The organism is Nonomuraea solani, assembly GCF_900108335.1.
In the GTDB taxonomy this organism is placed as follows: Bacteria; Actinomycetota; Actinomycetes; order Streptosporangiales; family Streptosporangiaceae; genus Nonomuraea; species Nonomuraea solani.
Genome location: NZ_FNVT01000005.1, coordinates 522,174 through 545,367, shown reverse-complemented (window position 1 = coordinate 545,367; position 23,194 = coordinate 522,174). Strand labels below are relative to the sequence as shown.

General features: G+C 72.6%; 21 protein-coding genes. 6 read left to right on the top strand and 15 right to left on the bottom strand.

Annotated elements, in window-relative coordinates; all coding sequences use genetic code 11:
• Nucleotides 1-9: 9 nt before the first annotated feature.
• The 7 genes from C4V41_RS22225 to C4V41_RS22195 form a co-directional block, all read right to left on the bottom strand.
• Nucleotides 10-1,101, bottom strand: coding sequence for a DNA alkylation repair protein (locus C4V41_RS22225; RefSeq protein WP_103957804.1), 1,092 nt, complete (start codon nt 1,099-1,101; stop codon nt 10-12).
• A gap of 44 nt (nt 1,102-1,145) precedes the next feature.
• Nucleotides 1,146-1,640 (bottom strand): SRPBCC family protein, encoded by a 495-nt coding sequence (locus C4V41_RS22220; protein WP_103957803.1) that lies wholly within the window; start codon nt 1,638-1,640, stop codon nt 1,146-1,148.
• Nucleotides 1,637-1,999 (bottom strand): metalloregulator ArsR/SmtB family transcription factor, encoded by a 363-nt coding sequence (locus tag C4V41_RS22215; protein WP_103957802.1) that lies wholly within the window; start codon nt 1,997-1,999, stop codon nt 1,637-1,639. Before C4V41_RS22215 ends, C4V41_RS22220 begins: the two co-directional genes overlap by 4 nt.
• An 82-nt stretch (nt 2,000-2,081) precedes the next feature.
• Nucleotides 2,082-3,854 (bottom strand): NAD+ synthase, encoded by a 1,773-nt coding sequence (locus C4V41_RS22210; protein WP_103957801.1) that lies wholly within the window; start codon nt 3,852-3,854, stop codon nt 2,082-2,084.
• A gap of 52 nt (nt 3,855-3,906) precedes the next feature.
• A complete protein-coding gene (locus tag C4V41_RS65885) occupies nt 3,907-5,334 on the bottom strand; it encodes a BTAD domain-containing putative transcriptional regulator (protein WP_103957800.1) in 1,428 nt (475 codons plus the stop codon).
• 46 nt (nt 5,335-5,380) lie between these two features.
• Entirely contained in the window at nt 5,381-7,234 is a 1,854-nt protein-coding gene (locus C4V41_RS22200; RefSeq protein ID WP_103957799.1) for a sensor histidine kinase, read from the bottom strand.
• A 72-nt stretch (nt 7,235-7,306) separates the two neighbouring features.
• Complete coding sequence (locus tag C4V41_RS22195; protein WP_103957798.1) at nt 7,307-8,500, bottom strand: MDR family MFS transporter; 1,194 nt, start codon at nt 8,498-8,500, stop codon at nt 7,307-7,309.
• A 58-nt stretch (nt 8,501-8,558) separates the two neighbouring features.
• On the opposite strand from C4V41_RS22195, the gene C4V41_RS22190 reads away from it, so the two are divergent.
• Nucleotides 8,559-9,530, top strand: a complete 972-nt coding sequence (locus C4V41_RS22190) for a DUF5937 family protein (protein ID WP_103957797.1) — start codon at nt 8,559-8,561, stop codon at nt 9,528-9,530.
• 4 nt (nt 9,531-9,534) lie between these two features.
• On the opposite strand, the gene C4V41_RS22185 is transcribed toward C4V41_RS22190, so the two are convergent.
• Nucleotides 9,535-10,545 (bottom strand): terpene synthase family protein, encoded by a 1,011-nt coding sequence (locus C4V41_RS22185; RefSeq protein ID WP_103957796.1) that lies wholly within the window; start codon nt 10,543-10,545, stop codon nt 9,535-9,537.
• Between the two features lie 20 nt (nt 10,546-10,565).
• Nucleotides 10,566-11,111, bottom strand: a complete 546-nt coding sequence (locus C4V41_RS22180) for an EF-hand domain-containing protein (protein ID WP_103957959.1) — start codon at nt 11,109-11,111, stop codon at nt 10,566-10,568.
• 154 nt (nt 11,112-11,265) lie between these two features.
• Between C4V41_RS22180 and C4V41_RS22175 the strand changes: the two genes are divergently transcribed.
• The gene (locus tag C4V41_RS22175; protein ID WP_103957795.1) at nt 11,266-12,627 is read left to right on the top strand and encodes a glutamine synthetase family protein; all 1,362 of its coding nucleotides are present in this window, start codon (nt 11,266-11,268) and stop codon (nt 12,625-12,627) included.
• A 42-nt stretch (nt 12,628-12,669) separates the two neighbouring features.
• Here the strand turns inward: C4V41_RS22175 and C4V41_RS22170 are convergent, their stop codons facing one another.
• The 3 genes from C4V41_RS22170 to C4V41_RS22160 all read right to left on the bottom strand — a co-directional run bounded on the left by C4V41_RS22170 (nt 12,670) and on the right by C4V41_RS22160 (nt 14,540).
• Nucleotides 12,670-13,014 carry a YciI family protein gene (locus tag C4V41_RS22170; RefSeq protein WP_103957794.1) on the bottom strand — a complete coding sequence of 115 codons (345 nt, stop codon included), beginning with the start codon at nt 13,012-13,014 and terminating at the stop codon, nt 12,670-12,672.
• Nucleotides 13,015-13,071: 57 nt separating this feature from the next.
• Nucleotides 13,072-13,662 (bottom strand): AAA family ATPase, encoded by a 591-nt coding sequence (locus C4V41_RS22165; protein ID WP_235030301.1) that lies wholly within the window; start codon nt 13,660-13,662, stop codon nt 13,072-13,074.
• Between the two features lie 110 nt (nt 13,663-13,772).
• Entirely contained in the window at nt 13,773-14,540 is a 768-nt protein-coding gene (locus tag C4V41_RS22160; protein WP_103957792.1) for a potassium channel family protein, read from the bottom strand.
• Between the two features lie 310 nt (nt 14,541-14,850).
• Between C4V41_RS22160 and C4V41_RS22155 the strand changes: the two genes are divergently transcribed.
• Nucleotides 14,851-15,564 (top strand): PaaI family thioesterase, encoded by a 714-nt coding sequence (locus C4V41_RS22155; RefSeq protein ID WP_103957791.1) that lies wholly within the window; start codon nt 14,851-14,853, stop codon nt 15,562-15,564.
• A 50-nt stretch (nt 15,565-15,614) separates the two neighbouring features.
• Here the strand turns inward: C4V41_RS22155 and C4V41_RS22150 are convergent, their stop codons facing one another.
• Nucleotides 15,615-16,469, bottom strand: coding sequence for an alpha/beta hydrolase (locus C4V41_RS22150; RefSeq protein WP_103957790.1), 855 nt, complete (start codon nt 16,467-16,469; stop codon nt 15,615-15,617).
• 38 nt (nt 16,470-16,507) lie between these two features.
• Between C4V41_RS22150 and C4V41_RS22145 the strand changes: the two genes are divergently transcribed.
• Nucleotides 16,508-17,191, top strand: coding sequence for a type 1 glutamine amidotransferase (locus C4V41_RS22145; RefSeq protein ID WP_103957789.1), 684 nt, complete (start codon nt 16,508-16,510; stop codon nt 17,189-17,191).
• On the opposite strand, the gene C4V41_RS22140 is transcribed toward C4V41_RS22145, so the two are convergent.
• Nucleotides 17,169-17,669 carry an HXXEE domain-containing protein gene (locus C4V41_RS22140; RefSeq protein WP_200824130.1) on the bottom strand — a complete coding sequence of 167 codons (501 nt, stop codon included), beginning with the start codon at nt 17,667-17,669 and terminating at the stop codon, nt 17,169-17,171. The genes C4V41_RS22145 and C4V41_RS22140 overlap by 23 nt on opposite strands.
• A gap of 80 nt (nt 17,670-17,749) precedes the next feature.
• On the opposite strand from C4V41_RS22140, the gene C4V41_RS22135 reads away from it, so the two are divergent.
• Nucleotides 17,750-20,671: a bifunctional [glutamine synthetase] adenylyltransferase/[glutamine synthetase]-adenylyl-L-tyrosine phosphorylase gene (locus C4V41_RS22135; protein WP_103957788.1), complete on the top strand. Its 2,922-nt coding sequence runs from the start codon at nt 17,750-17,752 to the stop codon at nt 20,669-20,671.
• A 41-nt stretch (nt 20,672-20,712) separates the two neighbouring features.
• A complete protein-coding gene (locus C4V41_RS22130; RefSeq protein ID WP_103957957.1) occupies nt 20,713-21,747 on the top strand; it encodes a hypothetical protein in 1,035 nt (344 codons plus the stop codon).
• Here the strand turns inward: C4V41_RS22130 and C4V41_RS22125 are convergent.
• On the bottom strand, nt 21,731-23,116 hold the full coding sequence (locus C4V41_RS22125) for an aminotransferase-like domain-containing protein (protein WP_200824129.1): 1,386 nt from the start codon (nt 23,114-23,116) through the stop codon (nt 21,731-21,733). The two genes, C4V41_RS22130 and C4V41_RS22125, sit on opposite strands and share 17 nt — an antisense overlap.
• Nucleotides 23,117-23,194 lie beyond the last annotated feature (78 nt).

The following is a 23,194-nucleotide window of genomic DNA, read 5'->3' as shown; positions in this document are numbered from 1 at the left end:
CGGGTTTCGTCACTGCCGGGCCGCCTCTGGCATGCCGGAGATCAAGGTGAACGTGGCGGTCGCGGCCACTCGGCCGTTGACGATCACGTCGAGCTCCCTGGCGCCCGGTGGCTCGTCGCGGGTCGTGACCGGGCGGAACGAATGGCTCTTGCGCAGGACGAACGTGGCCCCCGGCTCAAGCGCCGCGCGTTCGGCCAGGTGGAAGACGCGGCGTGAGCCCGGGCGGCGGATCGCGTATTTCAGGAGCAGCGGCCCCGGCGCGCCCGCCGTGACCGTGAGGGTGAAGGAGAGCTTGCCGCCGACCGCCACCGTGTCGGTCTCCAGGGCCAGCGTGTCCACCGCCCCACTGCCCGGCGTGGCCCCCACCAGGGCGAGCGCCTCGGGATGGCCCGATCGCAGCAGGCCGCGCACCGCGTGGCGCAGCACCTTCTCCACATGTGAGCCGCCGTCGGAGCGCCACCGGGCCAGCAGCCGCAGCGCCACCTCGGGATGGTCTCTGGCCAGGTCGTTGACATGGTTGGCGACCGAGCGCCGGACGTATTCGCTCGGGTCGTCGCGCAGCCGGTCGAGCAGGGGCAACGTCGGCCCGGGAGTCATCAGCCAGCCGACCCTGGAGGCCCAGGGCAGGCGCGGGCGGGAGCCTTCGGAGGCCAGCCGGCGCAGGTGCTCGTCAGGCGACTCCGCCCACTCGTGCATGATCGTGAGGGCGTCGTCGCGATAGCGGTCGAGGTAGGGCCGTACGGCGAACTCGCCCGTCGCGTACGGCGTCAGCACCGCCAGCGTGTCCATCGCCGGCCGCAGGTGATCGAGCCCCTGGACGGCCGTGTGCTCGGTGGCGGGCCAGCCGCTCCACATGTCGAGCGGCACCCCCGGCGCGCACTCGCGCACGATCGCGGCGGCCTGCGGATAGGGCAGCGGCAGGGCGTCGTGCAGGACCGTGGCCACGTGCGTGACGCGGGCCTTGAGCTCCAGGCCGTCGAGGCCGGCCAGGGCCCGCGCGACGAACCGGTCACGCGGGAACGGCGCCCACGCGCCGGCCAGCCCGTCGGCGAGCGCCCCCACGGAGCCGGCGTTGATCAGGTCTTTCAGCGGTTGGGCCACGCCGGATACTGTGCCAGCCGCCACCGACACTTCTCACCCCGATTTCACTGGGTGAGCTTCTGGAAGTAGGCCCGCATCGAGGGGTAGTAGTCGTTGAAGTCCGGCTGGGCGGAGCCGTCGCGGGAGGAGACGAGCATGTCGAGGTAGTACTCCCAGCCGGGGCCGATGTCGCCGATCCCGTCCACCGAGTCGAGGTGCTGGACGAACCGCAGCTCCGTCGTGCCGTCCGCCTCCGTCAGCAGCATCTCGATGTGCCAGACCCCGTGCTCGTCCAGCGACGAGATCGCCAGCCGCCGTGGCGGGTCGCAGGCGTCGATGCGCATGTCGTACCAGGGCGTCTGCTCCTCGAAGAGCATGCGGACCTTGATCGTGCGGCCGGGGGCCGCGTCGCCCTCCCACGGCCCGAACCAGCGGGCCGTGCGCTCGGGCTCGGTGATGCTGGCCCACACGTCCTCGGCGGGCGCGCGGAAGGTGCGGGTGAGGACGAGGTCGCCGCCCTCGTCCGTCTTGAACAACCGGCCGGTGGGGATGGGACTCATGCGGTGTTCTCCGTTCTGCCGTCCGCCTCGCCGGTGGGGCGGCGCTCGCGGCGGGTTCTGTAGACCTCTGTCTCAAGGGCGTCGAGGCGGTGCTCCCAGCCGGAGGGCCGGGCGAACTGCGCGAGCCAGGCGATCAGCTCGGTGAACCGCCCCGGGTCGAGCGTGTAGAAGCGCTGCCTGCCGACGAGCTCGTCGCGGACCAGGCCGCTCTCCCTGAGCACGCGCAGATGGCGGCTCACGGCGGGGCGGCTGATCGGGAAGTGCCCGGCCAGCTCTCCCGCCGGCAGCCGGCCGTTTCTGAGTAATACGAGGATCTGCCGCCGCACCGGGTCGGCGATCGCTCCTGCCACCTCGTCCACACGGGAAAGCGTAACCTACTGGTTACGGGTTAGGCAAAAGAAAGGCCGGCCGGCGATCGCTCGCCGACCGGCCCCTGGAAGCTCAGGTGGTGGTTTCGCGCCAGCGGTTGGTGATGGGCAGGCGGCGGTCCCGGCCGAAGTTCTTCGGGGTGATCTTGGGGCCGGGCGGATACTGCCTGCGCTTGTACTCCGACACGTCCACCAGCCGGATCACCCGCGCCACCAGGTCGGGATCGTGCCCGGCGGCGATGAGCTCCGCCGAGCCCATGTCCTTCTCCACGTAGTCGTCCAGCAGCCGGTCCAGCACCTCGTACGGCGGCAGCGAGTCGGTGTCGCGCTGGTCGGGGCGCAGCTCGGCGCTCGGCTCCTTGGTGATCGAGTTCTCCGGGATCGGCCGCTCGGCCTGGAGCAGGAACCCCGGGTCCGAGTGCGCGTTACGCCACTTGGACAGCTCCCACACCATCGTCTTCGGCACGTCCTTGATCGGTGCGAACCCGCCTGCCGAGTCGCCGTACAGAGTGGAGTAGCCCGTGGCCAGCTCGCTCTTGTTGCCCGTCGTCAGCACCAGGTGACCGTGCTCGTTGGACAGCCCCATGAGGATCATGCCGCGCACCCTGGCCTGGAGGTTCTCGGCGGCCAGGCCGGACAGGTCGATCTCCTTCTCGAAGCCGTTGACGATCTCGGCGATCGGCACGACCTGGGAGTTGATCCCCTGCCGCCGCACCAGCTCCTCGGCGTCGGCCAGCGAGTGCTCCGAGGAGTAGCGCGAGGGCATGAGCACCACGTTGACCCGGGAGGGGCCGATGGCGTCGGAGGCGATCGTGGCCGTCAGGGCCGAGTCGATCCCGCCAGAAAGGCCCAGGATGACCGACTGGAAGCCGTTCTTGGCCACGTAGTCGCGCACCGCCAGCACCAGCGCCGAGTAGACCTCCGCGTGCGTGCCGAGCCGCTCCGTGACCGGGGTGGGCACGGGCGTGTAGGGCGCGACGGGCTCGGTGGAGAGGATCAGGCGCTCGACGGTGATCGTGGAGCCGTCGCCCGCGTCGTACGGGAACGAGCCGGGCTCGGCGTCCGACACCGGCAGGTCCAGGTCGACGACCAGCAGCTCCTCCTTGAACTGCCCCGCCCGCGCCACCGGCTCGCCGCCCGCGTCGACCACGACGGAGTCGCCGTCGAAGACCAGCTCGTCCTGCCCGCCGACCTGGTTGACGTAGACGAGCGCGCACCCGGCCTCGCGGGCCCTGCGGGCGCACAGCTCCAGCCGTACGTCGTCCTTCTCCTTCTCGTACGGCGACGCGTTCGGCGCCACCAGCAGCCCGGCCCCCGCCTGCCCCACGACGGCCACGGGCCCGCCCTCCTGCCAGAGGTCCTCGCACACCGCGATCGCCACGTCGACCCCGTGCAGCCGGAAGATCGGCAGCCGGTCGCCGCGCACGAAGTAGCGATATTCGTCGAACACGCCGTAGTTGGGCAGGTGGTGCTTGGCCGTGCGGGTGACCACCGCGCCCTTGTGGAGCAGCGCGGCCGCGTCCAGGGGGGCGCCCTTGGGCTGCCCGACGCGGGGGGCCAGGCCGGCGCGGTCGACGTAGCCGACCACCACCGGCAGCTCGCCCAGGCCCTCCTCGTCGAGCCGGCGGGCCACCTCCTCCAGCGTCCTGATGCTGGCGTCCACGAAGGACGTGCGCAGCACGAGGTCCTCGACCGGATAGCCGGTCAGGAACATCTCGGTGAAGACGACGAGGTGAGCGTCGCGCTCGGCGGCGTCGCGGGTCCACGCGATCAGCCGTTCGGCGTTGGCGCTCAGGTCGCCGACCGTCGGGTTCGTCTGTGCCAGGGCAATGCGCAGTTGTGCCACGCGAACAGCCTAGTACGCCCCGATTTTTATCGTCAAAGCGACGAAAAGCACGTCATTGGCTCCCGGGGGTGACCAGCCCCGACTCGTACGCGGCCATCACCAACTGCGCCCGGTCGAACAGCCCGAGATGCTCCAGCAACTCCTTGACCATGAGCCCCGCCTCCTCCTCCGGCAGCGCGAGCGTCTGGCCGATCTGCCGGTTCGTCAGCCCGCGCGCGACGAGTTTCAGCACGTCGAGCCGGTCGTCGGAGAGCCCGGCCAGCGCCGGGGGAGAGGCCGGGTCGGTACGCCCGGCGAACGCCGAGATCAGCCGCGTGGTGACCGCGGGGTCGATGAGCGCGTCGCCGGCCGCCGCCGCCCTGATCGCCGCCAGGAACTGCTCGGGAGGCGACGTCTTCAGCACGAACCCGCTCACCCCCGCACGCAACGCCGCGTACAGGTTCTCGTCGCTGCCGAACGTGGTCATCATCACCACCCGTGGCGGCCGCTCCTCGGCCAGGATCCGGCGGGCCGCGGCGAGGCCGTCGAGCCGGGGCATCTGGATGTCGAGCAGCACCACGTCGGGCCGCGCCGCGCTCACCCCGGCGATGGCCTCCTCGCCGTTGGCCGCCTCGCCCGCCAGCTCGACCCCGGGCTCGCTCTGCAGCATGGCCCGCAGCCCCGCCCGCACCAGAGCCTGGTCGTCGGCCACCAGGACCCGCAGCACCCCCGGATCCCCACTCGCGACGGGGGCGGGCTCCTCCAGGCGCTGGGCCAGCATGTCGCCCTCCAGGCGCTTCAGCCCGGCCGACAGGTCGAGGCCCAGCTCGTCGCGCCAGACCGCCCGCGCCCTGCGCAGCGCGCCCAGCGCGTCGCCCTGGCGCCCCATCCGGTAGAGCGCCACGGCCAGCAGCCGCCACGCCTCCTCCCGCAGCGGATGGGCCGAGGCGTGCGCCTCCAGGTCGGCCACCAGCGCCGTCGCCCGGCCCAGCGCGAGCCCGGCGCCGGCCCGCCGCTCCAGCGCGATCAGCCGCAGCTCCTCCAGCCGGCCCGCCTCGGTCGCGGCCCAGGTCAGCTCGCCGAACTCGGCCAGCGCCGGACCCCGCCACAGCCCCAGCGCGGTGTCCATGACCGCCCACACCTGCGCGGGCGCGCCGTCGGACTTCACCAGGGCCTCGAAGTGCCAGGCGTCGACCTGCTCGGGGCGGGCGCGCAGGGCGTAGCCGGGCGGCGCGGACACCAGCACCCCGGCCTCCTCGCGGGGCGCGCGGTCGGGTTCGAGCGCGCGGCGCAGCCGGGAGACGTAGCCCTGGATCGTGGACAGCGCCTGCGCCGGAGGGCTGCCCGGCCAGAGCTCGTCGATGAGGGTGTTGACGGGGACGGCGCGGCCGCCGGCGACGAGCAGGCGCGCGAGCACCGCCCGTTGCCGCTGGCCGCCGAGGTCGAGGGGGGCGCCGTCGGCCCAGGCTTGGAACGGTCCGAGCGCGGTGAAGGTCAGCATGTCAGGCGTAACTGTAGAGGCAGAACGCGAAATGTCACAGTGAATGTCACAAGGGGAGCTCCGCGTCCACGATCGTGCCGCCCGCTTCGGCCGTACGGACCGTGCAGGTTCCGCCCAGTTCGGCCGCCCGCTCGCGCATCGAGCGCAGCCCGACGCCCGGCCGCGCGTCCGGCGCGATGCCGGGGCCGCCGTCGGTGACGGTCACCCGCAGGCGCTCGCCACGGGCCAGCGCGACCGAGACGGCACCCGCGCCCGCGTGCTTGCGCGCGTTCGTGAGCGCCTCCTGCACGATCCGGTACGCGGCCACCTCCACCGCCGCCGGCAGCCCGTCGAGGTCACCGGAGACCTCGATCGGCGTCCCGGCCAGCTCCTCGACGGCCCCGGCCAGGCCCAGCTCGTCGAGGGCGGGCGGGCGCAGGCCGTACACGAGCTGCCTGATGTCCCCGCTCACCGCGTCCATGCCCGCGCGCAGCTCGGCCAGCAGCAGGTCGGCGCGCTCGGGAGAGGTGCGCATGGTCAGGCGGGCGGCGTTGATCGACATGGCCATGCCGCTGAGCGACTGGCCAAGCCCGTCGTGCAGGTCGCGGCGCAGCCGCCGCCGCTCCTCCTCGCGCGCCGACAGGATGCGCTCGCGCGAGCGCTGCAGCGCGGCCGTCAGCCGGACGGCGTGCGCGGCGTCCGCGATGTACGGCGTCAGCGTCGCGATCACCCGCTCGTCGTGCGCCGCCGGAAACCTGCGCCGGTCCGTCGGCCCGACCAGCAGCAGCCCCACCGGCTCACCGTGCCAGACGAGCGGGATCACCCTGGCCGCCGATCCCAGGGAGCCCGAGGTGGTCGTCGTGCCGTCCAGCTCGACGGCCACGCCCGTCACCGACAGGCCCTCGCGCAGCACGTCGAGGGTGGCCAGCAGCCCGTGCACCGGGTCGGCGTGCTGCAGCCGGTGCCGCAGCCGCCCGGCCAGCGCGCCGGGGACGCCGGTGCTTCCGTACAGGAGCCGGTCGACGCCGCGCTGGAGCCCGCGCCTGATCGGCTGGAAGGCCGCGCCGGCGAACACCGCCGCCGCGATCCCCGCGATCGGGGCCACCTCCGACAGGAACAGGCTGGAGGCGGCGCTCACGGCGACGTACACGCCGGTGACCACGACGGCCAGCCCGGTGCCGACCAGCGCCCTGCTGATCAGCGTGTCGATGCCGAACAGGCGGTAGCGCAGCACCGCCACCGCGATCGCGGCCGGGATCAGCGGGATGGCCAGCGTCGCGAGCCACCAGAAGGGATCGCCCAGCATCCACGGGACCAGCAGCCCCGGCAGCGCCACGACCAGCCACAGGAGCTGCCGGCGCTCGATCGGGCCGCCGCGCGTGAACCGCACCACCAGCGAGACGAACGCCAGCGCCATCGCCGCCGACACCGTCCAGTGCGCCGGGCCCCGCAGCGCCGCCGGCCCGGCCAGGACGGCCACCCAGTCGAGCGCCATCCCGGCCACGGCCAGCGCGACCACCCCGAGCCAGCGCCGCGACAGCAGCCGGCCCGCCGGGTAGAGCAGCGGGAGCAGCACGCCGAGGGTGAGCTGCAGCACCTGCCAGGTGAGGTTGATGATCGGCCGGCCGTGGACCGGGCTTCCTGCGAGGAGCCAGAACAGGTTCGCGGACAGGATGTTGGCCGCCGCGCTCAGCCCGCCGGCGAGCAGCAGCCAGCCGATCACCAGCCGCGGCCTGCTGGCGACGAGGATCGCGCCGAACACCGGGAACGCGGTGCCCGCCATGTCCTCGGGCGCGAAGGGCAGCGGCGTGTACGCCGAGTGCGGCAGCCGCGCCGTCACCCAGACGTTGACCAGCTCCAGCACGATGGCGAGCGTGGCGACGCCGATCGCCACACCTTTCGCCAGACCCGCGCGGCGCATCCCACCTGCCCTTCCACCCTGGTAGCCGGAAGGAAAGTATCGGGCAGGAGCCGATGTCCGATCAAAGTTCTCTCAACGCCGCCTGATCGCGGGCCCGAGCAGCAGCATGCCGGCCGCCGAGGCCAGGGCGACCCCGCCCACGGTGAACCACAGCGTGCGCGGCCCCACGTCCAGCAGCACGCCGCCCATCAGCGGCGCCAGCACCGCCGCCAGCGACCACGAGAATCCGAACAGCCCCGCGTAGCGCCCCCGCAGCGCTGCGGGCGCCAGCGCGGCCACAACGGCGCCGGGGATGCCCGCCGTGACGATCTCGCCCGCCGTCCAGATCACGATCGTCACCGCCAGCCCGAGCGTGCTGGTCACGAACGCGGTCAGCGCGAACCCGGCCCCCATCACGATCAGCCCCAGCGCGAACGTACGGGCCGCGTCCCTGCGCCCCAGCCACGCCGACACCAGCGGCTGCACGATGACGATCAGCACCCCGTTGAGCGCCATGGCCAGCCCGAACTGCCCGGGGGTCAGCTTGACCACCTCGGTCATCGCCACCGGCAGCATGGTCATCGTCTGCGTGTAGACGAGCGCGTTGCCCAGCGAGACCAGCGTGAACCCGAGCATGAGCCGGTCGCGCAGCACGATCCCGAAGCCCCCGCCCGGGCTGCGCCCCTCCGGCCGCGTCTCGGGCACCGCCCGCCACACCAGGACGGCGAAGATCACGCTCGACACCGCGTCGATCCAGAACAGCCAGACGAACCCGAGCCCCGCCAGCCAGCCGCCGGCGGTCATGCCGACCGCGTAGCCGAGGTTGATCCCCCAGAACAGCAGCCCGTACGCCCGCGGCCGCTCCTCCGGCGACACCAGGTCGGCCACCAGGGCGTTGGAGGCGGGCCGGTAGACGTCGATCACCAGCCCGAGCACGAACATCGAGGCCAGGATCGCCGGCAGGGTGCTGCTGTAGCCGAGCGCCAGCATGGCCGCCGCCGTGGCCAGCATGCCGCCGGACAGCGTGGCCCGGCGCCCGATCCGGTCGGTGAGCGTGCCGGCCACGATCTGCGACAGCAGCGAGCCCGCCCCGAACACGCCCATCACGAGCCCGGCCGCGGTCAGCGACAGGCCGCGGCTCTGGGTCAGGTAGACGCCGGTGAAGGGCATGACCATGGTGCCCAGGCGGTTCACCAGCGTGCCGCCCCACAACGCCCAGAACGGGCGGGGCAGGCCACCGATCTGGGCCTGCAGGAAGGATGGTTTCTCAACAGTTGCGCTCGACACGCGACAAGAGTGGAATCTCCGGTTTTGCGGCGCGAACGATTTAGCCCAGACTAAAAGCATGACCATCACGTGGGTGCTGAAGCCCGAGGACGTGGCACGCATCCGGTTCGCGTTCTCCCCGATGTGGGAGCTCGTGGCCAGCCTGCGCACCCTCCAGCAGCCCGCCAGGCAGTCGATCCACCTGCCCTGGCTCAAGGCCGTGCGGCCCCTGCTGGCCGGGCTCGACCTGGCCGAGCTGTTCGCGCTCGTGCCGCAGGCAGGCTACCTGGCCGACTTCATCACCCCACCGCCCGACACGCCGATGCCCGAGTTCGCCGCCGAGCTCGACCGGGTCAGGCGCACCGACCCCGGGCAGGCGCGCACGGAGGCGGAGAAGGTGCGGGGCACGGACCCGGCGGTGATCGCGCGGTTCACGGCCGACCCCGAGGCCGGGGTGGCCAGGGTGGCGGACGCGCTGGAGGCGTACTGGGAGGAGTGCTTCGCCGAGCACTGGCCGCGCGTGTACGCCCTGCTCGAACGCGACGTCCTGCGCCGGTCGCGCCAGCTCGCCCAGGGCGGTGCCAGGGAGCTGTTCGCCGGGCTCGACCCGGCCGTCCAGTGGACGGGGGAGCGGCTGATCATCGACCGGCCCTGGTGCGAGGCGGGCGGGCTGCACGGTGACGGCCTGGTGCTGGTGCCGAGCGCGTTCTACTGGCCGGCGGTGGGGGTGCTCACGGCCCCGTACCAGTCGATGCTCGTCTACCCGGTGCGGGGCGTCGGGACGCTGTGGGAGCAGGGACCGCCGCCCGCGCCCGGCGCGCTGGCCGCGCTGATCGGCAGGAGCCGGGCCCAGATCCTGCTCGCGCTGGCCGAGCCCGCCACCACCTCCGCGCTGGCCACCCGCATGGCGCTCACGCCCGGCGCGGTCAGCCAGCACCTCGGCGTGCTCAGCGGCGGCGGGCTCGCGGTGGGGATGCGGATCGGCAAGCAGGTCGTCTACCGCCGCACCCCCACGGGCGACCTGCTGGCGAGCGGCCCGCGGGCGGCCTGAGCCGTCAGGCGTAGCGCTTCGACTCCAGGAGCCAGTCGAGGTGGGCGCGCGGCGCCGCCAGGTAGGCGCAGGCGACCTTGCTGACGTCCCTGGCCTCCTTCGGGTCGAGGTCGTGCAGCGGCAGCCGCCTGGCGGCCTTGCACATGTCCTGGCAGCGCCCGGCGATCCGGTCCAGCACCCAGGCCGTCGCCTCCCGCTCGCTCAGCCCGAGCTGGCGGATCGCCAGCACGACGAAGTTGTGCACGTCGCCGCGCTCCTTCGGCCGCGAGGCCACGTCGTTGCACCAGGCCGTGACGTCGCTGCAGGCGTTCACGAGCTGCTGCCACGGCTCCGACTCGTGCACCCATGCCGGCACCTCCACCCGCAGGCAGGGCTCCACCAGGTCGTACAGGTAGGGCCCCACGGTGCCCCTGCGCAGCGCCGGATACTCCTCCAGCGTCGGCATCCGCCCCGCCGCCCGGTTGTCGGCCTCGGTGCGGCAGGCGTCGTACTGGCGCTGCAGCCCCACCGCGAACCTGGCCCGCCATTGGTCGCTCATCCGCACGCTCGTCACCCGCCACAGGTCGGCGAACGCCGCCTCCAGCGGGTGGCGGGAGGCGCCCTTGAGCATGCCGTGGAAGATCTCCAGCGGGCCCGAGCGCTCGTCCAGCTCGTCGTCCAGGTGGAACAGCCAGGTCAGCCACTGCGCGAACAGCGCCGCGGCGGCCGCGTCGAACTCGGCGAACGCCCGGCCGGCCATCCGGTGGTAGCCGACCTCCGGGTCGGCCCGCAGGCCGGTACGCCTGGCCCAGTCGATGACGGCGGCCTCGATGGCGTACACGGCCGGGTGCATCCGGCACGGCGCCGCCATCGCGGGCACCCGCTCGGTCAGCGGCAGCAGCGCCAGGGCGGCCGAGCCGCCCCTGCGCGGAAGTGGCAGCAGCGACGTCAGGGCCGAGCGCAGCGCGGTGCGGACGGTCGCGAGCATGGTCGTGTTGGCGGCCCCCTTCGCGGGGACCTTCACCGGCGCGTTCATGGAAGTCCTCGTACGGGTCTTCACAGCGGGCCGAAGAGCCAGTTGCCGGTGGCGTTCGGATCGTCGCTGCGGTAGAAGTCGGCCGCCGCCGAGACCAGCTCCGCCACGCTCAGCGCGCCCTTGCCCGCCCGGTCGAGCCGGTCGAACGCCTCGTCCACGTCGTCGTAGGCGACCCCGAACGCGCACAGCATCGTGCGGAACTCACCCGGCCCGATCTCGCCGTCCCCGTCGCCGTCGCACAGCTCCGCGACCGCCACCGTGGCGGGCCTGAACACCGGCTCGTAGTGCTCGCCCGTGACGAACGCCGCCGTCATCGCCCGCCGGAAGTCCGGCCGGACGATGCCGGTGTCGCCGTCGCGTTCGAGCTCCTTCGACAGGGTGGACCAGATGCCGTCGAAGCCGTCCACGAGGCTCGCCCCCGTGACAGAGGTGGGGGACTCCCCGAAGCCCACCAGAATGCGGGCGCCCAGCCCCAGCAGATCCTCACGTTCGACGACGCCGTTGCCGCTCGCGTCGATGTGGTCGAACGCTCGATCGAGCTTGTGATTGAGCAGGTCGATTGCCACCAATGCCTCCCCCGAGACTGACTGCGTGATCACAGTAAGTCGGGGCGGGGCCTTTGTCAGCGAGGCTCGCACCGGCACCCCCCGTAACGTGTGCGAAACACGGGCACGGCATGCTGGTATATAGCCCGTACTATCCGTCCAACGAGGGGATGCTGTGGACCGCCAGCAGGAGTTCGTGCTCCGCACGCTCGAGGAACGCGACATCCGGTTCATCCGGCTGTGGTTCACAGACGTGCTCGGCTTCCTCAAGTCCGTCGCCATCGCGCCCGCGGAGCTGGAGGGGGCCTTCGCCGAGGGCATCGGCTTCGACGGTTCGGCCATCGAGGGCTTCGCCCGCGTCTACGAGTCCGACATGCTCGCCAAGCCCGATCCGGCCACGTTCCAGATCCTGCCCTGGCGCAGCGAGACGCCGGGCGCGGCGCGCATCTTCTGCGACATCCTCATGCCCGACGGCTCGCCGTCGCACGCCGACCCCCGCTGGGTGCTCAAGCGCACGCTCGCCAAGTGCGCCGACATGGGCTTCACCTTCTACACCCACCCCGAGATCGAGTTCTTCCTGCTGAAGAACCGGCCCGAGCCCGGCATCCGGCCCGAGCCGATCGACTCCGGCGGCTACTTCGACCACACGCCGCACAGCTCGGGCCACGACTTCCGCCGCCAGGCGATCATGATGCTGGAGTCGATGGGCATCTCCGTCGAGTTCAGCCACCACGAGGGCGCGCCCGGCCAGCAGGAGATCGACCTGCGCTACGCCGACGCGCTCACCACGGCCGACAACATCATGACCTTCCGCCTGGTCATGAAGGAGGTCGCGCTGGAGCAGGGCATCTGGGCCTCGTTCATGCCCAAGCCGTTCACCGAGCACCCGGGCTCCGGCATGCACACCCACATGTCGCTGTTCGAGGGCGACAGGAACGCCTTCTACGAGGCCGGCTCCGACTACCGGCTGTCCAAGATCGGCCGCTCGTTCATCGCCGGCCTGCTCAGGCACGCCGCCGAGATCACCGCCGTCACCAACCAGTGGGTCAACTCCTACAAGCGGCTCTGGGGCGGCGCCGAGGCGATCGCGGGGCTGGGCGGCGAGGCGCCCTCCTACGTGTGCTGGGGCCACAACAACCGCTCCGCCCTGGTCCGGGTGCCGATGTACAAGCCGCACAAGGGCGGCTCGACGCGCATCGAGTTCCGCTCGCTCGACTCGGCGTGCAACCCCTACCTCGCCTTCGCGCTCATCCTGGCCGCCGGCCTCAAGGGCATCGAGGAGAGCTACGAGCTGCCCGCCGCCGCCGAGGACAACGTCTGGACGCTGACCAGCGCCGAGCGGCGGGCCCTCGGCATCCAGCCGCTGCCGGGCTCGCTCAACGACGCGATCGAGGTCATGGAGCGCAGCGAGCTGGTGGCCGAGACGCTGGGCGAGCACGTCTTCGACTTCTTCCTGCGCAACAAGCGGTCGGAGTGGCGCGAATACCGCCGCCACGTCACCGAGTTCGAGCTCGGCCGCTACCTGCCGGTGCTCTGATCCGGGGACGCCCCGCGCCGTCATCCGGCGCGGGGCGTTTCGTCAGCCCTGGAACTCGCGGACCTCGACCGGCAGCAGCGCCACGGCCGTGGCCAGCCTGCGGCCCCACTCCAGCGCGGCGTCCCGGCCGGGCGCCGTGATGATCGTGAACCCGCCGATGTGCTCCTTGCCCTCGGTGTAGGGGCCGTCGGTGCTCAGCACCTCGCCCTCGCGCAGCCGCATGACGACGGCCTCGCCCGCGGGCTTCAGCGCGCGGGAGAAGACCCACACGCCGGCCGCCTTCATCTCCTGCTCCAGGGCGATCAGCCGCTCCATGACCGGGTCGAGGACCTCGGGCCCCGGCGGCTCCCCGTCGGGCTGGTACATGGTGAGGATGTAGTGCTTCATGGGCTCTTCCTTCCGTGCGTTCTCACCCCCTACACGAACGGCGCCCGCCCGGATCGACTACCGCTTGGTGATTTTCTTCGGAATGACGCGGACCTCGTCGAACACGATGGCCTCCAGCAGGCCGGCCTCCACCCGGTCGATGAGGCGCGCGCCGGTCGCGGGGGCCGGATCGCCGCCCTTGACCCGGGTCACCAGGCTGCCCCACCTGCGCTGATGGCGCGCGAACGTGCGCGGCGCCACCACCCGGCCCCTGGCCCGCTGCCCCGCCAGCGCCGCGTCCGCGGGCGCGTCGAGCAGCAGCAGGTGGAAGCCCGCGCCGTGCCGGCGCGCCAGCCAGGCGAAGCCCTTGAGCACGTACGGGCCGCAGCCCCGGTTGTGCGCCACGACCGAGTGGCCGGAGATCAGGGCCTGCCGGATGCGGGTCAGGTGGGTGACGAAGACGACGGCGCGGCGCACCGGGTAGGGCGCCCAGGCGAGCCGGCCGTGCCAGTGCCGCCTGGCCTGGGAGGAGTCGATGACCACGGCCGCGCCGGCGGCCACGGGCAGGCTCTCGGCGCCGTGCAGCCCGTACAGGCGTTGCAACAGGGTGGTCTTGCCCGCCCCCGGCAGCCCGGTCAGAATGACCAGCGAACCGGACGGATATCGCAACCTCGCCCCCTGCACAGGCCCACCCCCGTATCGGATTCCCTCGCCGCGCACAGCATAGGCGGTGCCTCCCCAGCCTCTCCAAGAGTGGGCCGGAACGCGCACCGGACGGCTCAGGAAGTCAGCCGGGCGGTGAGCGAGTCGAGCCGGTCGCGCAGTTCGCCGTGCGTGTGACCGAGGTCGGCCAGGACCTTGCGCAGCTCGGCCAGCTCGGCGCTGACCTGGGCCAGCTCGGCCTCGGCGCGGCGTTCCATGGCCGCCGTGCGCTCGAACCGCTCCACGAACCAGGAGGCGATGGCCGCGGTGACGACGCCCAGCAGGGCGATGCCCGTGAGCATGAGTCCCGCGGCCACCAGCCGGCCCTCAGAGGTGATCGGGAAGCGGTCGCCGTAGCCGACGGTGGTCATGGTGGTGAGCGACCACCACAGGGCGTCGCCGATCGTCTTGATGTTGCCGTCGGCGTTGTGACGTTCCACGTCCAGGACGGCGATGCTGCCGACGATGGCCATGAACAGGGCGGTGCCGCCGACGTACACGACGGCGCGCAGGCGCAGCGGGAGCTGGATCCGTTCGGCGACGACGTGCAGGAGTAACAGGGCGCGCAGCAGCCAGAGCGGGCGCAGCAGGGGCAGCAGGACGACCAGCAGCGCGGGGATGTTCCTGAGCACGAAGCGCAGGCGGCGCGGGGCCAGGGTGATACGGATCAGGTAGTCGGCGGTGAACAGGATCCAGGTGAGAACCTGGAGATACCAGAACGCGTCGAGTGCGGGGCCGGGCAGATCCGGCATGAGGACGGGGACCGCCCAGCCGAGAAGGAAGCCTGTGCCGATGATGAGGAGCGCCACACTGGTACGGCGCTCCCAGGAGGTCAGCCGGTCCATGCGGCAAGTCTGCCGTGAATTGGCGGATTGGTCGCGGGAGGGCCGAAAACCGGGATATGGTACGCGTGACGCCTTGATCGGCCTCACTCCACGAGCGGTGCGGAGTGGGGCCGATTTTCGTTGCTTCCGGCCCCGGATCACATCAGGCGGCGGCGGGAAGTTCCGACCCCTACGAGGCGTTATGGAGTGGCATCGAGCACCAGTTTGGACCCCCACCCTCTGGGTAAACCGGGGTGTCCGGTAAAATTGGCCTGCTCTTTATGATATTTCCGGACTTCTCGCCTCTTGTGGCGATATTGGAGGGTGTGGCATGACGACGGCTGCCCTGCAGACCGTGTTGACCGTTCCCGAGCGTTTCCGTGGCCCCGTGGGCGTCGCCAACGGCGGCTGGATCGCGGGCACCATGGCGGAGGCGCTGAACGGTGGTCGATCAGCCGTCGAGGTCACGCTCCACGCGCCCACCCCCCTGGAGACGGAGCTGCGCCTCGAACACGTGGCCAACTCCGCGTCCCTGTCGCACGGCGACAAGCTGCTGGTCGAGGCCATCCCGGTGGCCGAAGACCTGGAGGGGCCGGGCTTCGTGCCGTTCAACGACGCGGCCCGGGCCGAGGCCGGGTTCGCCGGGCTGCGGGCGCACCCGTTCGCCGAGTGCTTCGCCTGCGGCCTGCGCGAGCCGGGCGACGGCCTGCGCGTCTTCCCCGGCCCCGTCGAGGGGACCGACCTGGTGGCCGCCGGATGGCGGGTGCCGTTCACGGTGACCGGCGAGGACGGCGTGCCCGCCTCGATCGTGGGCGCCGTGCTCGACTGCATCACCGGCTGGTCCCACTTCGGCCCGGACGAGACCGCCCTGCTCGGCCGCCTGGCCCTGCGGATCCACGGCGCGGTACGCCCCGGCGGCCGCTACTCCGTGGTGGGCCGCCCGACCGGTCAGGACGGCCGCAAGCTGTTCGGCCAGAGCGCCATCTACGAGGCCGACGGCACCCTGGTGGCCGCCGCCCGCGCCACGTGGATCGCTCCACGCTGACCCCGCACCGCGCGACGGCCCCTGAGCACCTGCTCGGGGGCCGTTTCGCGTCAACCGGTCAGGTGCTCCGCCACGACCGACGCGCAGCGCTCGTCGAACAGGATCGTGTAGTGGTTGCAGTCCGGCACCATCTCGTCCCGCAGCTTGGGCAGCCGGGTGGCCCATGGCAGCACGAGGTCGTCCGGCAGCATGCCGACGTCCTGGTTCAGCAGCCCGCGTGGCGCCCTGAGCAGGGACAACGGTGAGGTGATCGCCGTGAGGGCGGCGGCGATCCGCTCGGATTCGAGCCAGAGCCACCGCCCGTCCGCCATCACCGCCTCGGCGACGGCGCGCGATCGCAGCTCGCCCTCGGGGCCGGTGAGGTCGTAGCGCACGTACGCCTCGACGTCGGCGTTCCAGTGGCCGGCGAAGGCCGGGTGGGCCTTGAAGAAGTCGACGTACGCGTCGGCACTGGCGAACGTCCGCCGCAGCCGGGCCAGCGCCGGGCCCAGCGTGGCCCGCAGCGCCTCGTCGGCGTCCATCCCCTGGGGCAGCGGCGGCAGCGGCAGCCCGCCGTCCACCAGCACCACCCGGGCGAACTCCCGCCGCGCGGCCGCCAGCGCCGCCACGTACGCGCCCATGGAGTGCCCCGTCAGCACCGTGTCGGGCCCGGCCCCGACGTGCTCGGCCACCCGCAGGACGTCCTCGGCGTGCCGGGGCAGCCCGTACGGGCCCGGCATGGCGTCGCTGTGCCCGCGACCGCGCAGGTCCATGGCGACGAGCGTCCATTCCGCCGGCAGCCGCCGCGCGACCGCGCCCCAGGCCATCAGGGAGGCGGTGATCCCGTGTACCGCGATGATCAGGCGCGGCCCTGTCCCGGACGTCGCGATCCGCTGCCCGCCGACGTCCTCGAACGTGAAGGTCATGAACGGAGCTTAAGGACAAACCCCGGATACTTACATATATGCGTATAACCGTCATCGAACACGAGGCCGAGGCCGGGCTCGGGTATCTCGCCGGGTGGCTGGGGCTGACCTGTGAGGTCGTACGGCCGTACCTGGGCGAGGAGGTCCCCGAGCGCGCGGCGGACGGGCTGATCGTGCTCGGCGGCGCGGCGGCCGCCTGGGAGGACGAGCGCGGCCCGTGGCAGCCCGCCACCCGCGACCTGCTGCGCAGGGCGGTCGACGAGGCCACCCCGACGCTGGCGATCTGCCTGGGGGCGCAGTTGCTGACCATGGCCTGCGGCGGGACGGTGGAGCGTGGCGGGAACGGCCTGGAAGTGGGCCTGTGCGAGGTGGCCGCGCTGCCCGCCGCCGCCTCCGACCGCCTGTTCTCCGGCGTCGGGACGGCGGTGGCGGTTCAGTATCACCAGGACGCCATGACACGGCTGCCCGGCGGCGCGGTGCCGCTGATGACCGGCTCCCGATACCCGAACCAGGCGTACCGGCTGGGAGAGGTGGCGTGGGCGGTGCAGTTCCACCCGGAGGCCACGCCGGAGATCTTCGCCTCGTGGACGGCCGACTCGGACCTGGACTCCGCGGAGGACCTCAACGCCGAGGTCAAGGCCGCCGAGAGCACACTCGTGGCGACCTGGCGCCCCATGGCGGCAGCGTTCGCGAACGTGGTCAGGACCGGCGCCGCCGGGTGATGCGGTGGGCGGCCGCGTGCACCGCTCCCAGCACCAGCGGGAGTGCCAGCAGGCTCGCGGGCTCGGCCCGCGTCGGCACGCCCTCCGCGCGTAGCCGCCGCCACGCCCACACCGAGTAGGGGATCACGACCAGGGGCGCGGTCACCGCCCCCGGCGTGTATCCGCGCGTCACCGCGGCCTGCGCCAGATGCCCCGCCCCGTGCAGCCCGAACCCGGCCAGCACCGCCTGGAACACCGCGCTCCGCCCGCCCGTACGCGCCCCCAGCGCCGCCGCCCCGGCCATGACCCCGCCCATCAGCCCGATGGCCACGTTCACGTGCCGCTGCGAGACCTCCAGCCGCTCCCACGGCACCCCAGGCCACCGCTCCTCCAGCCGGGGCCGGGCCCTGCGCGCCCAGCCGGCCATGGTCGCCAGCTCCTCCGCGTCGTGCACCGCCCACGCGGCCAGCAGCCCCCACGTCACCGTCGCCGGAACCATCCCCGCCTCCTCCCAAAACGCAACGCAACGTTGCGTTCTCATGCTACGGCGAACCGGGAGAGAGCTGTCAAGATGGAGGGGTGCCCAGGATCGAATCCACCGCCGCGCGGCTCGCCAAACTCGGTTTCGCCGACGGCGCCAGGGCCGCCCGGCTCGTCGGCACCGCCGGCGCCGACCTCGACGACCTGCTGGAATCCCTGGTCAAGGTGGCCGATCCCGATCAGGCGCTGGTCTCCCTGACCCGCCTGATCGAGCGCGAACCGGCCGTACTCGACACCCTGCGCCACGACGAGCGGCTCCGGTCCCGGCTCCTGGCCGTGCTCGGCGTCAGCGCCGCACTCGGCGAGCACCTCGTGCGCCACCCCGGCCAGGTGGCCCTGCTGGCCGAACCGCGCCTCGGTGAGCCCAGGGCCGCGCTGCTGCGGGCCGTCGGCGCCGCACCCGAGGAGCCCGAGTCGCGCGCCGAAGGGCCGGACCCGTTGGTGGCGCTGCGGGTGGCGTACCGGGGGATGCTGCTGCACCTGGCCGCGCGTGACCTCACCGGCGAGGTCACGCTGGGCGAGGTCACCGCCGAGCTGTCCGACCTCGCCGGCGCCGCGCTGGAGGCCGCGCTCGCGATCGCCCGCACGGAGTGCGAGGCCGGCGACGTACGGCTCGCGGTCATCGGCATGGGCAAGTGCGGCGCCAGGGAGCTCAACTACATCAGCGACGTCGACGTGATCTTCGTCGCCGAGCCGAGAGAGGGCGCCGACGAGGCCAAGGCGCTGCGCGCGGCCACCCGGCTGGCCCAGGCCATGATGCGGGCCTGCACCGCGACCACCCCCGAAGGGTCGTTGTGGGAGGTGGACGCCGGGCTGCGCCCCGAAGGCCGCTCCGGGCCGCTGGTGCGCACGCTCACCAGCCACCTGGCCTACTACCGGCGCTGGGCCAAGACGTGGGAGTTCCAGGCGCTGCTCAAGGCCAGGCCCGTCGCGGGCGACCTGGAGCTGGGCGCCGCCTACGTCGAGGCCGTCAACGAGATGGTGTGGTCGGCGGCCACCCGCGATCACTTCGTCGAAGACGTGCAGGCGATGCGCCGCCGGGTCGAGACGCACGTGCGCGCCGAGGGCGAACGTCAGCTCAAGCTGGGGCCGGGCGGGCTGCGCGACATCGAGTTCGCGGTGCAGTTGCTGCAGCTCGTGCACGGGCGGCTCGACCCGCTGCTGCGGCGCAAGGCCACGTTGCCGGCCCTGGCCGCGCTCTCCCGGGGCGGCTATGTGGGGCGCGACGACTCGCGCGGGCTGGCGGAGGCGTACACGTTCCTGCGCCAGGTCGAGCACCTGCTGCAGCTCCACCGGCTGCGGCGCACCCACGTGCTGCCCACCGGCGACGACGACCTGCGGCGGCTGGGGCGGGCGCTCGGGATGCAGGCCGACCCGGTGGGGGAGTTCACCGCGCGGTGGCGGCGGCACGCCATGGAGGCGCGGCGGCTGCACGAGAAGCTGTTCTACCGGCCGCTGCTGCAGGCGGTGTCGCGGCTGCAGGAGTCGGAGGCGCGGCTGTCGGCGACGGCGGCCAAGGCCAGGCTCGAAGCGCTCGGCTACGTCGATCCCGCCGGGGCGCTGCGCCACATCGCCAACCTGTCGACGGGGGTGTCCAGGCGGGCGGCGATCCAGCGCACACTGCTGCCGGTCATGCTGGGCTGGTTCGCCGACACGCCCGACCCGGACGCGGCGCTGCTCGGGTTCCGGCAGGTCAGCGACAAACTGGGCAGCACCCCGTGGTACCTGCGGCTGCTGCGCGACGAGACCGCCGTCGCGTCCAGGATGGCCCGCGTGCTCGGCACCGGCCGCTACGCCACCGGCCTGCTCATGCACGCCCCCGACGCGGTCGCGATGCTCGGCTCCGACGCCGAGCTGGCCGTACGCCCGGTGGAGTCCCTGCTCGGCGAGGCGTCGGCCGCCGTCTCCCGGCACGCGGACAACCCCGAGAGCGCCGTCACCGCGGTGCGGGCGCTGCGGCGCAAGGAGCTGTTCCGCACGGCCGTGGCCGACATCTTCCGGCTCATCGACATCGAGACCGTCGGCGGCGCCCTGTCCCAGCTCACCGACGTCACCCTGCAGGCCGCGCTCGACGCCGCGCTCAGCAGGGCCGGGCACCTGACCTCGTTCGCGATCATCGCCATGGGCCGGCTGGGCGGCATGGAGTGCTCCTACGCCAGCGACGCCGACGTCGTGTTCGTGCACTCGCCCCGGCCGGGCGTGGACGAGCGCGAGGCCACCGACGCCGCCTACACCGTGGCCAACGAGGTGCGCAGGCTGCTCTCGCTGCCCGCCCCCGACCCGCCCCTGATCATCGACCCCGACCTGCGGCCCGAGGGGCGGCAGGGCCCGCTGGTGCGCACGCTGGCCTCCTACCGCGCCTACTATTCGCGCTGGTCGTCGCCGTGGGAGTCGCAGGCGCTGCTGCGGGCCCGCTTCTCGGCCGGCGATCCGGCGCTGGGCGCGGAGTTCACCTCGATGATCGACCGGCTGCGCTACCCGGCCGGCGGGCTGCCCGACGACGCCGTACGCGAGATCAGGCGGATCAAGGCCCGCATGGAGGCCGAGCGGCTGCCGCGCGGCGCCGACCCCGCCCTGCACACCAAGCTGGGCCCCGGCGGGCTGTCCGACGTGGAGTGGGTGGCGCAGCTCCTGCAGCTCCGCTACGCGGGCACGGTGCGGTCGCTGCGCACCACCCGCACCCTGGAGGCGCTGCGCGCGGCCGTGGCCGAAGGGCTCCTGGCCCCGGCCGACGAGGCGGTGCTGGCCGAGGCGTGGCGCTGCGCCTCCCGCATCCGCGACGCGATCATGCTGGTCAAGGGCCGGCCGGGCGACAGCGTGCCGGCCGATTCGGGGGAGCGCCGGCTGATCGCGCAGACTCTGGGCTACCCGCCCGACGGCTCCGAAGACTTCCTCGACGACTACCGGCGGGTGACCCGCCGGGCGCGGAAAGTGGTGGACCGGGTCTTCTACGGTGCCTGACGACATTGCGCGGTAACACCGCGCGGGTGTATCAAAGCGCGGTGTTATCCGTATATGTGGATCTGGCCCTCGGCCTGGTGGTGTCGTTCCTGCTGCTGTCGCTGCTGGTCAGCGGGCTCAACGAGGCGTTCGTCCGGCTGCTCTCCATCCGGAGCAAGTTCCTGTGGGCCTACCTCAGGGACACTCTGGACGGCGCCGACGCGAAGACGGGCTCGTGGCTGCCGGCCAAGGTGACCGACGTGTTCAGGGTGCTGCCGTTCCTGCGCGATCCGCGCCCCCGGCACAGCGACCGGCCCGCCCCCTCCGAGCCGGGCAAGATGCCCGAGCCCGAGGCCAAGGCGAGCGACTCCATGATCAAGCTGCTCTACGAGCGGATCCAGGAGATCGACCACGCCAAGCGCGGCCGGACCAGCATCGCCAACCTCCCGCCGGGGCGCTTCGCGGTCGCGGTGATGGAGATGGCCTCCGCCGGCAACGGGGACGTCGAGCACTTTCTCGGCAAACTCCAGCAGATCGACAGCCCCCTGTACGGCCCGCTCAAGGGCATCTGGGAGACCTCGCAGCGCGACCTCGAACGGTTCCGCCAGGGCGTGGAGAGCTGGTTCGACGGGGAGATGCAGCGGCTGTCGATGCTGTACAAGCGCTACGTCAAGTGGGTCCTGGCGGTGCTCGGCGTCGTGGTGACGCTGCTGTTCTCGATGGACGGCCTGGAGTACGCCAAGACGCTGCTGCGCGACAACGCCTTCCGCGCCTCGGTGGCGGCCGTGGCGGAGGCGGGGCCGGACGCGTACGACGAGCTGAAGGCGCGGTGCACGGGCGGCGACCCGGTGCCGTGCGTCACCGAGACGCTCAGCCAGCCGGCCCTGGTCAAGATGATGGGGCAGGCGATGGTCAGCGTGTCGATCCCGGCCGAGGGCGACCCCTCCGTGCTCTGGAACGGCGGCATGTGGTGGGACCGGGTCAGCACGCCGAGCCACTGGCCCGGGTTCCTGTTGACGTATGTGGCGCTGCTGTTCGGGGCGCCGTTCTGGTGGGACGTGTTCCGCCGCATCACCGGCATCAAGTCGCGGCGCTAGGGGGAGCTGAACCCGTCGCCGCCAGGGCGATCACGTCGGCCAGGGCAGCCAGCTCGGCCGGGTCGTCGGTGAGCCTGGCGGTGGCCAGCCGCAGGTGGGCGGAGGGCGCCGGGCCGATCACGTAGCGGCTGCCCGGCGCCACCGAGATCCCGTGCGCGGCCAGCGTCACCAGGGCCGCGGGCTCGTCGCGCACCGGCACCCACAGCACCAGGCCGTCCCTGCCACCGGTGCGCACGCCGCGTGCGGCCAGCTCCGCGGCCAGCCGGGCGCGGCGCTCGGCGTAGACGCCGCGGGCGCGCGTGACGGTCTCACGCGCGCCGGCGTCGCCGAGCAGGTGCGCGAGGGTGTCCTGGAGGATGCGGCTGGTCCAGCCGGTGCCGAAGCTGCGCAGCACGCGCACCCGTTCCACCGCGTCCGCCGCGCCGCCCATGACCGCGATGCGCAGGTCGGGGCCGTGTGACTTGGAGTACGACCGGACCAGCACCGTACGGCCGGGAAACCGCGTCCCCATGCTGACCATCGGCGAGACCGACAGCTCGCCGATCCCGTCGTCCTCGACGATCAGCGTCGTGGTGGGCTCCAGCAGCGCCGCCAGCTCCGCCGAGCGCTCCGGCGTGACGGCGTGGCCACACGGCGACTGGCCGCGCGGCTGGTAGACGAACGCCACGGGCCTGGCCCGCAGCGCCCTGTCCAGCGCGGCCGGGATCGGGCCGTTCTCGTCGCAGGCGACCGGGATGATCCGCACGCCGATCGTCTCCAGGATGTCCAGCAGCCGGGCCGCGGTCGGCTCCTCGATCGCGATCCGCTCACCGGGCAGGGCCGTGGTCTGGCAGAGGAGCTGGACGCCCTCGTAGCCGCCGCCGACCGCCAGCCACTCCCGCGCGGGGAACGGCCAGCCGGGCTCGACCGCGGCGCGCAGCCGGGGCGTGATCGTCTCGCGGGCGTAGTCGTTCAGCCCTTCGGCGGAGGCGGCCGCGATCAGCGCGGACTCCAGCGGGGGCAGCAGCGCCGCGTCGGGTGAGGCGATGGTCAGGTCGATCGCGAGGCGGTCGCCCCAGTGGCCGATGCGCTCGTACCGGATGGGGCGCGGCACGTCGGGCGGGCCGAGCACGATCGTGCCCCGGCGGCGGTCGGTGCGGATCATGCCGTGCCGCCGCAGCTCCGACCAGGCCTCCGCCACCGTTCCCGAGCTGACCCGCAGCTCCCTGGCCAGGCCGCGCACGGTGGGCAGGCGGGTCTGCGCCGTCACGGAACCGTCCCTGATCAGGTCGGTCAGGGCGGCGGCGATGCCGCGCGCGCTCGGGTCCGCAATCCGCTGCGCCAGCCATGCCGCGTCCACTTTGTCCCCCTGTAAATCTTTGTTCAGCAACAAAGATCTCCTTGTGCGGTTCTTCTGCCTGAACATATGGTTTTTGACAATTCACGGCAAGTTCAGGCTGTTTGGGGG

Excerpts from the sequence above, each read along its gene's own strand:
- C4V41_RS22140 (WP_200824130.1), bottom strand. The coding sequence starts at position 17,669 with ATGGTTCCGGCGACGGTGACGTGGGGGCTGCTGGCCGCGTGGGCGGTG.
- C4V41_RS22150 (WP_103957790.1), bottom strand. The coding sequence starts at position 16,469 with ATGACCTTCACGTTCGAGGACGTCGGCGGGCAGCGGATCGCGACGTCC.
- C4V41_RS22160 (WP_103957792.1), bottom strand. The coding sequence starts at position 14,540 with ATGGACCGGCTGACCTCCTGGGAGCGCCGTACCAGTGTGGCGCTCCTC.
- C4V41_RS22200 (WP_103957799.1), bottom strand. The coding sequence starts at position 7,234 with ATGCGCCGCGCGGGTCTGGCGAAAGGTGTGGCGATCGGCGTCGCCACG.
- C4V41_RS22220 (WP_103957803.1), bottom strand. The coding sequence starts at position 1,640 with ATGAGTCCCATCCCCACCGGCCGGTTGTTCAAGACGGACGAGGGCGGC.
- C4V41_RS22190 (WP_103957797.1), top strand. The coding sequence starts at position 8,559 with ATGACCATCACGTGGGTGCTGAAGCCCGAGGACGTGGCACGCATCCGG.
- C4V41_RS65885 (WP_103957800.1), bottom strand. The coding sequence starts at position 5,334 with ATGCTGACCTTCACCGCGCTCGGACCGTTCCAAGCCTGGGCCGACGGC.
- C4V41_RS22185 (WP_103957796.1), bottom strand. The coding sequence starts at position 10,545 with ATGAACGCGCCGGTGAAGGTCCCCGCGAAGGGGGCCGCCAACACGACC.
- C4V41_RS22170 (WP_103957794.1), bottom strand. The coding sequence starts at position 13,014 with ATGAAGCACTACATCCTCACCATGTACCAGCCCGACGGGGAGCCGCCG.
- C4V41_RS22155 (WP_103957791.1), top strand. The coding sequence starts at position 14,851 with ATGACGACGGCTGCCCTGCAGACCGTGTTGACCGTTCCCGAGCGTTTC.
- C4V41_RS22145 (WP_103957789.1), top strand. The coding sequence starts at position 16,508 with ATGCGTATAACCGTCATCGAACACGAGGCCGAGGCCGGGCTCGGGTAT.